The following is a 12,776-nucleotide window of genomic DNA, read 5'->3' as shown; positions in this document are numbered from 1 at the left end:
TCGTGAAATTATATAAAATAGCGATCTTGGAAGATGATCCTGCATTCGCAAGTCAATGCAAAGAAAGATTAAAAAAGTTGAATAGAGTTACAAAGGTGGAAGTTTATAGCTCCGCCGAGGAATTTCCTAAGTATAAAGACGCCCATTACGATTTGGTGTTTGTAGATATCGATCTTCCCGGAAAAAGCGGATTGGATTTTATTTTAGAAAGATACTCCTCTGATTCCAAAACAGGTTACGCGATCTTGTCTGCATTCGAGTCTGAGGAGGCCTTGTTCAAAGCTCTAAAAGCGGGAGCAATAGGTTATATATTAAAAAAAGATGTAGGAGATATCCAAGAAAAAGCGGAGATATTGTTGGAAGGGGGAGGGATACTTTCTCCGGGACTTGCCGCCAGAGTTATTCATTCTTTTCGCAAAACTTCCCAGAAAGAAGTGGAAGTATTGTCCAATCGAGAAAAGAAAGTATTGGATATGATCGTGGATGGCAAAAGAACCAAGGAAATTGCAGCATCCTTGGGCACTAAAGAAGGGACTGTAAGGGTCCAAATCAAAAGTATATTCAGAAAATTGCATGTAAATTCCAGATTGGAATTAGTGAGAAAATTCTCTTAATCTATTTTACCTTCTCCCACCAAGATTCGAATATGCTATCCTTTTGTAGATCTACCCATTCTCCGGGTTTAGGAGTAGCCAGACGAACTCCGTTTTGATCCGCTCCTTGTTTTGTTCTTAAAATAGGTTCGTCCCAAGAATGGATTGCAAGATTGAAAGTTGCCCAATGCACAGGAAGCATCGTTTTACCTTTGAGATCTAAATGAGCTTGGACTGCGCTTTCAGGATTCATATGAATTCCTTCCCAGGTCCAATCGTATGCCCCCACTTTGATAGAAGTCAGGTCGAAAGGTCCTAATTTTTTTCCGATCTCGGTAAAATGAGAAGAATATCCCGTGTCTCCGCTATGGAAAAATTTATGTTTTGGTCCGATGAGGCTCCAGGAAGACCAAAGAGTAGATTTGCCGTTGAATAGACCTCTTCCGGAGTAATGAACTGCCGGTGTGCAGATAATTTCAATATTCTTAATATTCCCTTTTTGCCACCAATCTAATTCTATGATCTGATTTTCCGGAATTCCCCAGGATTCTAAATGGGCGCCAATGCCGAGGGGAACGAAATATTTTGTACCTTTCTTCGCTAAAAATTGAGTGGTGACCATATCCAAATGATCGTAATGATCATGAGAGATTACAACTGCATCTATATTAGGAAGTTCTGATAGTTCTAATGGCAGAGGAAAAAGTCTGCCAGGTCCTATACTTTCAAATGGAGAAACTCTTTGGGAGAACACAGGATCAGTGAAGATACGTATCCCGTCTATTTCTACCAAAACGGAAGAATGTCCGAACCAGATAGCTCTTAGTCCGGGTGCTATTGGATCCGAAAAAGTTTTTAGGTCCGGTTTTTGGACAGGTATCGGAGAAGGCGGAGTTCTTGTTTCCGAACCGAAAAGTTGTCTTTTCAAAACAGCAATATAAGTTCCAGGACTTAACATCGGAACGAAAGGATCATTTTCGAACTTCCCCTCATGAAACATCTTGGAAGTTTTCATTCTTTCCAATCGTGTGCCGCTTGGATTTCCTCCGAAAGAACTCAAACACGCTGTTTGGCTTAAAACTAATAAAAATAAACCGAATAGAACGAAAGAAGTGTAAATCGTGACTTTCTGTGCCTTTTTTCCGAACATAAATCTCTCTTTGTAGGGGGTCCCACAAGATCTTATTTTTCGATTTTTTAAAATCAGAAAACGCCAGTTGGTTTATTTTTTTGCGAAGAAGTTTGACAAGATTTTCAGAGAATCTAAGATCTGAGCCCTTATATAAAGTACATCCGTTCTGGTAGATTTGGTATGCAAACTTATTTAGAAACTCCTTCAGAATGTTTTTCTAATCTAAAGGATTATCCTTTTTCTCCTCATTATATTTCAGTAGGAGAATTCAAAATGCATTATGTGGACGAAGGTCCTACGGATGCAAAAGAAACAGTCTTATTATTGCACGGGGAGCCAAGTTGGTCTTATCTTTACAGAAAGATGATCCCTCCTTTATCAGAAAAAGGTTATAGAGTGCTCGCGCCTGATCTGATCGGTTTTGGAAAATCGGATAAGCCCACGGATCTAAAAACGTATACATATAAAAATCATGTAGACTGGTTGAAAAATTTTATTACAGGTTTGGGATTAAAGAATATCACACTCTTTTGTCAAGACTGGGGAGGGCTCTTAGGTTTAAGGGCGGTAGCGGAATTGGATTCTCGTTTTGCAAGAATATGTGCTGCAAATACTTTTTTACCTACAGGAGATATCCCTCCTAAGGAAGACTTCTTGAAATGGCTTCGCTTCTCCCAAGAAGTCAGTAAACTTCCTATTGGAAAGATTATCCAAAACGGATGTGTTACTAAATTAAGTCCGGAAATTATCCGCGCCTACGATTCTCCTTATCCGGATGAATCGTATAAGGCAGGAGCCAGAAAATTTCCTACTCTTGTTCCTATTTCTCCTGATAATCCGGAGACGGAAAGAAATCGTCAGGCTTGGATGTTTTATAAAAATTTCAAAAAACCTTTTATTACGATGTTCAGCGATTCGGATCCTATCACGAAAGGCGGGGATATATTCTTTAGAAGAACCATCCCGGGTGCAAAAGGACAAAAACATACTGTAATCCAAGGAGCAGGACATTTCCTTCAGGAGGAGAAGGGTGAGCTACTTGCGGAACTTCTTTCCGAATTTATCCAAAACAATCCTTAGTTAGTTGTGATAAGCTTTATTTTTAAAAATTCAAATGAAATTGGATCCTTTTTTTGAGGAAATTCGGTAACCTTTTCGGTTGGGAGTAGAAGCTAAAGGAAACGAAAGGAATCTGTTATGTTATCTAAGATCCGATTTTTTGCTTTAATACTAGCTGCATTAACTCTTGGAATGAGATTTGCACATGTTATGGAGGCTGCTCCAAAATTGCATTGGGAAGCTGAGCTATATTTCCAAGTACAAACTAGTTTGTATAAATATTTTGCGATTGTCGGTCCTATTGTACAGATAGGTTCTATTCTTCTTATTTTTGCGATCGCTTATCTTTCCAAGGGAACTAAATCATTTCGTTATGCGATCTTGAGTGCATTCTCCTTTATTTTCTCTTTAGGAGTTTGGTTTTTTTTCGTGGCACCGGCAGCTTCTCAAATCAAAGAATGGACAGTCACTCATTCTATTCCGGAACATTGGAATAGTATAAGATCTGCATGGCAGTTCGGACAAGTGGGTGCGTTTAGCTTTGACTTAATTGCATTTTGTCTTCTGGCAAGTTCTATTATATCCAGAGCAAATGATAAGGCTTGAAGCAATTAGATTACATATGTCTTAAGTAACAATGAGAGCCCGGACTATACTGTCAAATTAACAGAACATTCCCGAATAAAATAGAAACATTATATTCAATAAATTTCATTCAAGATCTTAGAAATTTAAACCTTTTATATCCGTAGTTAAACTTGTCAAATCGCCGGATCTCTTTTCGGGTCTGGACAGTCTTCCTGAAATGACATACTATAAAAATATATGAGTCTGTTTTTGAGCAAGTATTTGGACTCGGACACAAATATTGCTCTGATATAGAATAACTAGGATAGCGTATGAAAATTTCAGAACAATTTATCTCGAATGAAAAGACAGGGATGTTTACCGCTTTTTTGTCCGTTGCTTCTCCTTTATTTGGTGAAGTTGCCGATGCGTTTTTATCCGTTCCGATTGGGGCAAAGGCGGTCGCATTTATCAATTCGGGTCTTGGCGACAAATTTTGGGAGGAAGAATCCGAATTTACCGACGTAATGTTTAATCTACATTCTGCAAAAATTGCTACATTATATTTACGTCAAAAAGCTCTAAACGATTGTTATCAGAAAATTCACTCTTCCTTATTGGTGGAAGCTTGGGAAAAATCCGTTCAGACACTTGAAGAATGGACATTTCAATCCGAGATTATCCGTGATCTACCTTTGATCCCTTTTTATCCTCTTCCTACTTCCACCGCATTCTCCCATGATTGTAAAACGGAAGCACGAATTTAATCAAAGGAATAGCTGGCTCCTAATAATATCGCAGGGATATCCGATCTTAAGGAATGTTTAAATTCTGCTACTCGGATATCGTCTTTGGAGAATACTGCATGATTAAAGTTCCAATCTGCAGAACCTCCGTTATAGACTCTTACCGGAAGATAATATAAAAGTGTAAAATCGAATTTCCATTTTCCGGTTGAATATCCTAATCCACCAGAGACCAGATCTTGCACCATGATTCCAGCTTGGAGTGCATTTGTTCCTTCCGATCTTAAAACTCCAGAGTTATGCCTTGCGCCTAATCTGTAAGTCCAATCGCTTACGATCCATTCGCCTCCTATTCCTAAAGCCCAAGAATCATGATAACTTAAATTTTGAGGTATCACATTCGTTTGTCCGAATGCAGTCGGGAAAACAGGTGCTGCCAATGTTTGTTTATAGGTGGAAGTATAAGAAGCATAATTATAATATAATGCATCTACTCCGATCTTAAATGTATCCGTTCCATAAGAAAAACCTAAACCATGTCTTTCAGGGACTGCAAATGTTGCAGAAACTCCAGTACGGCTCGGATAAGAACCAACTTGCATACTTCCATCCAAAGGGACTTTCGCGGAAGTTTGGTAAGAATAAGCAATCTTGAATGTATCTGTGATCTGGTACGTTGTCCCGAAGATCCCTCCGAGTGCGTATGCATTTTTACTTTTATAATCAAAACCTTGGCCGGGAACTTCAATATTTCCGGTAATGTCGTAAAACTTTTGGTAAGCGATCTGTCTGGAATAAATTCCTTCGACTCCGAGCGCTATAGAAAGTCCACCGATTTTATAGGAGAGTGCATGAGTGGATTTGACTAGATAAAAAGTAGAAGAGTAACTTTCCTGGATTCTTCTAGAATCTCCGATTGGAGTGGGAAGTTTCATCCCTGACCAGTCGTTCAAACTTTGACCGTTAGGTGTGATCCTTGTGAGTCCGGAAACTTCTCCGTTTCCTCCGCCTGGTATATAAATTCCTCCACCGTAAGTCCATTTTTCGCTGATTGGAATTCGGATCGCAAAATAGGGAAGTGGGGCGAGCACGTTATAGGATTCTGAATTTTCGTAGGAAAGATTTGGGTCTGGGTCTGAAAACTTGTCTTTGTATACTGTACGGATGTACGGTAAAGAAATTCCGAACTCCAACTCCTTTCGATTTTTGAGACTTAAGTTAGCTGGATTAGTCCCTATATCCATAGGAGATCCTCCAATGGCTAAATTGACTCCTCCCATACCTCCATATCTTGCATTATGAGAAGGCTGAAAAAGTCCGACAGCTTCTAACTTAGGAGCAAGGAAAGAAATTATAGCCAAGAAAAACAGGGAGAATTTTTTGCGAGCTCTAGATCCAAAAAGCATGCTTAAAGGAATTCGTTACGGTTTTTTTTACAAGTGCTTTCTTTTTAAAATTCAAAATATAAAACTGGCGCATTCCGGAGACGAGGTTTTAGTTTTAGAATGAATTCGAACGAGTTACGCGCATTACGAAAAGAAACTGATCCATTGGCGGACGAGATTGTCACGAAATATTTTACTGAATCCGCTTTTGACAGAGAGAAAACAATGCTCTTTTTCGATGCCCTTTCTAAGAACTCGGATCCTATCCCTTCCGGTTTACCTGATTATTTAGAAAAATATTTTTATGAAACGGAAGATCTCCCTTCTTGGGCGGATAAGAACAAGATTGCAAAAGGAGAGCAGTTATTCTCCACTTATGGTCCTCAAATCTTGATGATGCTTTGCGTTAAGTCTCTTCCCATGGCGTACTCTTGCGGAGACGGAGCACAGGTACTTTACAAAACTGGAAGATTGATAGAACAGAATGGTGTAATAGACGGAGTCAATCGAAGACTGATGGAAACCACTCAGTTTGTTATCTCTGTCGCACAGGAGAATGGACTGGGCCCTCAAGGTAAAGGGATACGCACCGCCCAGAAAGTAAGATTAATGCATGCTTCTATACGTTATTTTCTCGGAAAAGGAAAAGACTGGGATCCTGCTGCTTGGGGACAACCGATCAACCAAGAAGATATGGCAGGTACTCTACAATCTTTTTCCAGTTTGGTGGTAGAAGGTCTTGGTCAATCCTCTCTAAAACTTAGCCAGGAGGAAAAAGACTCATACATTCATCTATGGAGGGTGGTGGGACATTTTATAGGAGTAAAACCTGAGCTCTGTCCGGAAGGATATGATGCCGCACATTCTTTAGGTGAGTCGATATTTAACGACCAACAAAAACCTTCGGACGCCGGCAAGGTACTTGCAAAATCTCTATTGGACTTTATGGAATATATGCTTCCGGGAAATTTATTTGATAACCTTCCATTATTTTTTTTGCAAACATACATGGGACAAAAAACAAGCGAAGTGCTTGGCCTAGGATGGCCTCCAAAAAATCCTTTGGGTTATTTTATGGAAAAGATCTTTAAGGACTTCGACTCTCATGTAGACGATGATGAAGGGTTCGGAAAGTTAGTCGCTTATTTTGCTTCCAAACTTCTTTTTTCTATGGATCATTTTTATTACGGCGGAAAAAAAGCCAGATTTTGGATCCCGCCTTCATTAAGAGAGAATTGGAGACTATAAAGGATGAGTTTTTGGCAGACATTAGCAACGGACCCGGAATACTTCGGACGTTATACTCTGTTTGAGAATATTTGCTTACTTTTAGGAGTGGTTTTCTGGGCCTATATGTATGCAGTTCTTCTAATAGAACCGTTTAAGAAAAAATTCGTCGAGATGCCCGTTTTTATCGCCTGCGGGAACATTATTTGGGAATTATTATGGGGCTTCTTTATTAAAGAACCGATGGGTGCGATATTACTCTGGGGCTATAAACTCGGATTCGTATTGGACATAGTGATTTTCTATCAGGTAATCCGGTTCGGTAAAAAACAAATTTCCTTGCCAATGTCGGATAAGGGATATAAATTCCTTTTGGGCATTTTGGTGGTGTCTTGGGGATTATTGATCTATACTTTCTATAAGGGAGGTTATGATCTTTTTACCGGGTCCAATTCGGCTTATATCTTAAGTCTGATCATTTCGGTATTGTATCCGATCCTTTTCTTAAAAACTGGAAATCCGAACATGTTCTCCTATCCGGTTTCATGGGCAAAGTTTTTAGGCAACGGATTCTTTACGATCTTCATCTTTCTATATTTTCCGGATAAGTACTTTGTTCAGGTATTGAGCGGGCTCGGAACGATAGCCGACATTTACTATGTTTGGATCTTTACACGCCAAAAGTATTCGCCCTCTAAAGTGTGAACTTTAAAATTTAGTTCGGGTGAGGTTTCGGGGCCGCTTAGGTTTCGAAAAAGATAAAATTGGAAACTACGCCGGATTTGTCCACAGACAGAGTTCCTTATGAATTGGGGGAATTGTTGTACGAGGACAGTTTTTCTCAAACATATAGAGGAAAATTCGGTAGGACCAGAGAACCAAAGATCATTCGAGTTCAGAGACCGGAGGGCAAGGAAACCTCTTCGGTGTATTTTCTAAATGAATTTGAATTGGGGAAATTAGTTAGCGATCCAGGTATTCTCAAACCGGAGGATATGTTCGAAAATTCGGACGGGATCTGTTTGATCTACGAAAATATCCCTTCTAAACTTCTACACCAAAGTTTGGCAGGATCCATCTCTCTCGAGACCTTCTTAGACATAGCTTTAGCAATTACGGAGAATTTAGCAAGGTTACATTCATTCGGCATTGTTCATAACCAAATTTCTCCGCGTGCATTCTTTTATAATCCGGATACTGGAGAAACAAAATTAGCTTGGTTGGGAGGAGCCTCTCTTCTTCTCTCCGAAAAAGGAAGTTATGCGCCTCTTAGATATACATTTGATATTTTACCTTATTGTTCTCCTGAAAATACGGGAAGGCTGAATCGTCCGGTTGATTTCAGATCAGATGCATATTCTTTAGGAGCATTGTTCTATAAGATGATCTCCGGAGCTCCTCCGTTTGAAACGGAAGATCCTTTGGAGATGGTACATTATCATATTGCAAGATCTCCTGTTTCTTTAGTGAAAAAAAGGGAAGATGTTCCTACCGCAATTTCAACTTTGGTGGATAAATTACTCTCTAAGATGCCGGAAGAGAGATACTTCTCTTTGGAAAATCTGATACACGACCTAAAGAGCATTAAGGATTCTTTAAAGTCCAAACGTAAATTGTCGGAGTTTGTTCCCGGCGTTTATGAAAGAAAAGTAGGTTTTAGAGATTCTCCTCGTATCTATGATAGAGATAAAGAAAGAAAAGAGATCGAATCCGGGATAGTAAATGTAACGAACGGAAGAAGGTCGGCAGTATTCATCGGAGGAAAATCAGGTACTGGAAAAACTGCTCTAGTAGAAGATGCGATCACTTATCTGGATATTTATTCTGTCGTTCTTTTACGGGGAAAATTCGAAGAAGATAAAAAAGAAATCCCGTACTATGCATTCCGCCAGATCATGGATGATCTTTTAAGAAGGATACTCCAGAAAAAAGAAGAAGAGATCGTTCTACTTAAAAATTTTATAAAGGAAACTCTAGGGGATAATATAGAGATCCTGACCCAGTTTTTGCCTGATTTGGGAAAAACATTAGGAATAGAAATACCCGCAAAAACCAGTAAGAGGCAGAAGGACGAAAAGATCCTATTTGCAGTGGCTCTTAAGTTTTTGACTCTTTGTTTTGACCGAAAAAATCCGGCAATCATTCTATTGGATGATCTACAATGGGCAGATTCCGCTTCTCTTGCATTACTTGAATTTATTTTGAATAGCGAAGATTGGGAAGGATTACTTTTTGTTTTGACCAGTCGTTCTGAAGATGCCGACTTCTTCCCGAATGTAAATGTAAAACAAGGCTCTCCAGGTTTGGATCTGAGAGAGATACGACTTTCTCCTCTAAGCGAACATAGTGTTTTTAAGTATATTTCAGACAGTATTCATGTTTCTGCTGAAGACGCGAACAGACTCGCAGAAGTTCTCGTTTCAAAAACGGGAGGGAATCCTCTATTTTTGCATCAGTTCTTAAAATCCTTGTATGATGAAGGATGTCTTAGTTTTGATCCAAAGACTGCTTACCATAGAGTGGATTGGGATAGGCTTTTACAAAGAGCAGTTACGGATAACGTTCTAGATCTATTTCTGGATAAGGTAGGAAAACTTCCTGACGAAACCTTGGAAGTTTTGCGGGTAGGGGCTTGTATCGGGGCTAAATTCGATCTGAAAGATATGTATGATTTTTTCAAAACAAGACCCGGGGTCTTGTCTAGAGGGATTAGAGAAGCAATCAGAGAAGGGATCGTATTTTATAGAGAAGCGGGAAATATGTTGTTTCCCGCTTTGCAGTATATTTCCCAAAAAAAGATAGAAGAATCCGGAATGTATTCTTCTCTTTCGAATGTACAGTTCCATTTTTCTCATGATAGAATGATCCAAAGTATTTTGGATGCAACAGACTCTGGCGAGAAAGCAAGGATCCATAATACTCTAGCTAAATTACTGATAGAAAGGGAAAAAAATTCAGGCGGATCCGAACAGATCTTAGATATTGCAAATCATCTTTTGCGTTCCAGAGAATTGTATACGAACGGACAGGAGAATGAGGACTTCTTTCATTATACTATACTTGCCGGTAATTCTGCAAAAGTCGGAGCAGCATACGAATCTTCTTATTCTTTTTTTAGTCTGCTTGCTTCTCAGCTAAAAGACTCTTATTGGCAGAAAGATAGAAAGAACGCTATTCATATTCTGAAGTCTCTTGCGGAATCCGCATATTATTTATCCAGAAGAGAAGAAGCGGAGAAGATCATATCCGACCTACTTTCCAAACTCCATAGCCCATCCGAAAAAGCGGACGTTTATCTAATGCAATTGGAAGTGATGAACGTTTTTAACGATTTGGATTCCGCATCTAAGATCGGGATCAAAGCATTACAATCTCTTGGGATCGGTTTTAAAGAGAAACCAGGATTTTTAGCAGTATTCGGCGAAGTATTGAAGATGGTATTCTACAGTAGAGGAAGATCTCCTGAAAAATTAGTACATGCAAAAGATAGCAAAGATCCATATAAAACGGAAGCCTTAAACATTTTAGTTAATCTTCTTAATTACGGAAAACATATGGATATGAAGGTGATGGCTTATATTTATTTAAAGCTGATCAACCTTACCTTGAAAGAAGGAAATGCTCCATTTAGCTTTTTCGGTTACGCAGGATTCGGTTCCATTCTGCTTTCCATCAACGGAAATTTTCAGCAGTCTATGAGATATTGGACACTGGCCGAAAAGATATTAAAAAAGTTTAAATCAGATGAACTCTATGGTCGATTTGTTTTTGGCCGGACAATTCTTCTGGATTATTTTATGTATCCTTTCCGTTCCATAGTGGATTATACGGAAGAGGCATTTCATAAATGTATGCAGTATGGGGACTATCTCTGGGCTGCGTTCGCACTTTTTTCCCAAAATACGAATCAATTATATTCTGCGGAAAATTCCATTTCCTATAGGGAGAAGATCAGAGAGAACTTAGAAAGAGGTTCCAAATTAAATTACGATATTCTGATGATCCTTTTGTATTCTTCCGATTCTTATCTAGATCGTCTAGAAGGAAAATCCACTGAAACAATTCGATATAAGGATAATTTATATACTGATCGGGAATTCGAGTCTAAGGTTCTCGAGTCTGCGGGAAATGGGACTGCTAATTCTTGGTACGCAACCTTATTCGGTTCTTTTTCCTATCTGTCGGGCTATTATTTAGAAGCGGAGAGAATTTTTAAAAATTATCATTCGGATCTGGAAAAATCCAGGATCATGTTCATATATTCGGAATATAGATTTTATAGGTCCTTGGGACTTTTGAAATTGCGTAAGAAGAAGTTGAAATTGACCGAAAAGTTCTTCTTTAGATATTCATTATATTTATTTAAACTTTGGTCAAGGATCTATCCGCCTAGTTTCCAATTATTCTATTTTGTTTTGGCAGGACTTTATGAGGATTATGCAGGAAGAAAGGAAAATGCATCCAAATATTTTGATATGGCCATACAACAAGTTGAGTCCGAACCGAACGATTTTCGAAAAGCAGTCGTATACCAACATGTTGCTGAATGGAGTATAGAACACGGTAGGACCTCCTACGGAAAGTTCCTGATGCAAAATGCGGTTCGGCTTTACGGATCTTGGGGAGCCAAATCTATCGTAAACTTGCTCAGAGATGAATACGGAGAATTGCTTCGTCCTCAAGGAACTCCGAAACGTTCCGCGGAGAAGATCCTGGCAGATTCTATGCTTTCCACATCCTTCAGTTTGGATTTACGAACTGTGCTCAAGGCTTCTCAAAGTATTTCAGGAGTGATCGAGTTAGGCGAATTATTAAGGCAGCTAATCCGAACTATCATGGAGAATGCAGCGGCTACTAGAGGATTTTTGATCCTTCCCCAAGACAAAGAACTTTTTTTGATGGCGGGTTCCGATATAGAAGAGCCTGGATTTTTGCCCAAGCCGATCTCACTAGATGAAGCAGGGCATCTTTTACCCTTAGAAATTGTGTATTTTTGTTTTCGTTCCGGGCAGAAGGTTTTGATCTCTGACGCAGCAAGAGATTCTTTTTATTCCGTAAATCCCTATGTTAAAAGAAGTAAGCCCAAGTCATTGCTCTGCATGCCGATTACAAAACAAGGAAGAACATTATGTGTTCTTTATTTAGAGAATCGACTTACTGCTGGGATCTTCGACGAACATAGATTGGAAATTTTAGAGATACTTTCCGCCCAGGCCGCAATTTCGTTAGAGAATGCGAAATTATACGAGGATATCACTCGAATGAATTCGGAACTGGAAAGAAAAGTAAACGAAAGAACGGAAGAATTAGCTAGATCTCTTTCTATCATTCGGAAGGATATGTTGTATTCTCAAAAGATCCAGAGAAGTATTCTTCCTGAACTTAAAAGTATCCCGGGCTTGCGATATTCCGTGAATTACATGCCAATGGATGAAGTAGGAGGGGACTTCTATGATATATGTAAATTAAACAACGGACGATATAGGTTCTTTTTGGCGGATGCGACAGGCCACGGAGTGCAAGCAGCGTTAGTTACGATGGCGATCAAAGGAGAATATGAAAGTTTAAAATCTTCTCTGGAAAAACCGGGAGAAATTCTTTTCGCATTGAATAATTCTATTTTAAATAAATATAAAACACTCTACTTCACTGGAGCGATCTGCGATGTGGATCTATCCGAGAAAAAAGTCTATTTTGCATCTGCCGGTCATATCTCCCAATTTTTATTACGTTCCTATCAAACAGAAGAGATGCCTAAGACAGGAGCTATCTTAGGATTTGTAAAAGATTATCCTTATAGAACCGAGGAATATAAGATAGAATCCGGAGATAGGATCTTTCTTTTCTCAGACGGGATATACGAGCAGTTTGATGAAGACAAATTGGAATATGGAGAGGAAAGATTTTTGCATTCTATCCGTTCAAATGCTCAGTTTGAACCTCAGATCCAAGCAGAAAGGATAATCTCCGATCTACAAAATTTTATTTCTAAAAGTTCGATCCAGGACGATATCACTCTTTTGATCTTGGACATAGATTGATCTACTTTCTTATTATCGCTTGCGTT

General features: G+C 39.1%; 9 protein-coding genes. 7 read left to right on the top strand and 2 right to left on the bottom strand.

Annotation, left to right across the window (positions count from 1 at the left end):
- Positions 1 to 2: 2 nt before the first annotated feature.
- Positions 3 to 614 (top strand): LuxR C-terminal-related transcriptional regulator, encoded by a 612-nt coding sequence (locus CH352_RS12605; protein ID WP_100707446.1) that lies wholly within the window; start codon positions 3 to 5, stop codon positions 612 to 614.
- A gap of 1 nt (position 615) precedes the next feature.
- Here the strand turns inward: CH352_RS12605 and CH352_RS12600 are convergent, their stop codons facing one another.
- A complete protein-coding gene (locus CH352_RS12600; protein ID WP_100707447.1) occupies positions 616 to 1,743 on the bottom strand; it encodes an MBL fold metallo-hydrolase in 1,128 nt (375 codons plus the stop codon).
- 162 nt (positions 1,744 to 1,905) lie between these two features.
- Between CH352_RS12600 and CH352_RS12595 the strand changes: the two genes are divergently transcribed.
- The 3 genes from CH352_RS12595 (at position 1,906) to CH352_RS12585 (ending at position 4,118) form a co-directional block, all read left to right on the top strand.
- On the top strand, positions 1,906 to 2,805 hold the full coding sequence (locus CH352_RS12595; protein ID WP_100707448.1) for a haloalkane dehalogenase: 900 nt from the start codon (positions 1,906 to 1,908) through the stop codon (positions 2,803 to 2,805).
- 117 nt (positions 2,806 to 2,922) lie between these two features.
- A complete protein-coding gene (locus tag CH352_RS12590; protein ID WP_100707449.1) occupies positions 2,923 to 3,390 on the top strand; it encodes a hypothetical protein in 468 nt (155 codons plus the stop codon).
- A 293-nt stretch (positions 3,391 to 3,683) separates the two neighbouring features.
- The gene (locus CH352_RS12585) at positions 3,684 to 4,118 is read left to right on the top strand and encodes a hypothetical protein (RefSeq protein ID WP_100707450.1); all 435 of its coding nucleotides are present in this window, start codon (positions 3,684 to 3,686) and stop codon (positions 4,116 to 4,118) included.
- Here CH352_RS12585 and CH352_RS12580 read toward each other — a convergent pair.
- Complete coding sequence (locus tag CH352_RS12580; RefSeq protein WP_100707451.1) at positions 4,115 to 5,503, bottom strand: OmpP1/FadL family transporter; 1,389 nt, start codon at positions 5,501 to 5,503, stop codon at positions 4,115 to 4,117. The two genes, CH352_RS12585 and CH352_RS12580, sit on opposite strands and share 4 nt — an antisense overlap.
- 99 nt (positions 5,504 to 5,602) lie before the next feature.
- Here CH352_RS12580 and CH352_RS12575 point away from each other — a divergent pair, with 99 nt between their 5' ends.
- The 3 genes from CH352_RS12575 to CH352_RS12565 are packed head-to-tail and all read left to right on the top strand — an operon-like array spanning position 5,603 to position 12,750.
- Positions 5,603 to 6,730, top strand: coding sequence for an oxygenase MpaB family protein (locus tag CH352_RS12575; protein WP_100707452.1), 1,128 nt, complete (start codon positions 5,603 to 5,605; stop codon positions 6,728 to 6,730).
- Between the two features lie 3 nt (positions 6,731 to 6,733).
- Positions 6,734 to 7,414, top strand: coding sequence for a transmembrane-type terpene cyclase (locus CH352_RS12570; RefSeq protein ID WP_100707453.1), 681 nt, complete (start codon positions 6,734 to 6,736; stop codon positions 7,412 to 7,414).
- Between the two features lie 59 nt (positions 7,415 to 7,473).
- Positions 7,474 to 12,750 carry a trifunctional serine/threonine-protein kinase/ATP-binding protein/SpoIIE family protein phosphatase gene (locus tag CH352_RS12565; RefSeq protein ID WP_100707454.1) on the top strand — a complete coding sequence of 1,759 codons (5,277 nt, stop codon included), beginning with the start codon at positions 7,474 to 7,476 and terminating at the stop codon, positions 12,748 to 12,750.
- Positions 12,751 to 12,776 lie beyond the last annotated feature (26 nt).

This window comes from Leptospira hartskeerlii (assembly GCF_002811475.1).
Taxonomy (GTDB): Bacteria; Spirochaetota; Leptospiria; order Leptospirales; family Leptospiraceae; genus Leptospira_B; species Leptospira_B hartskeerlii.
Note: the sequence above shows the minus strand (reverse complement) of the source record. Positions and strands in the feature narration are given on the sequence as shown.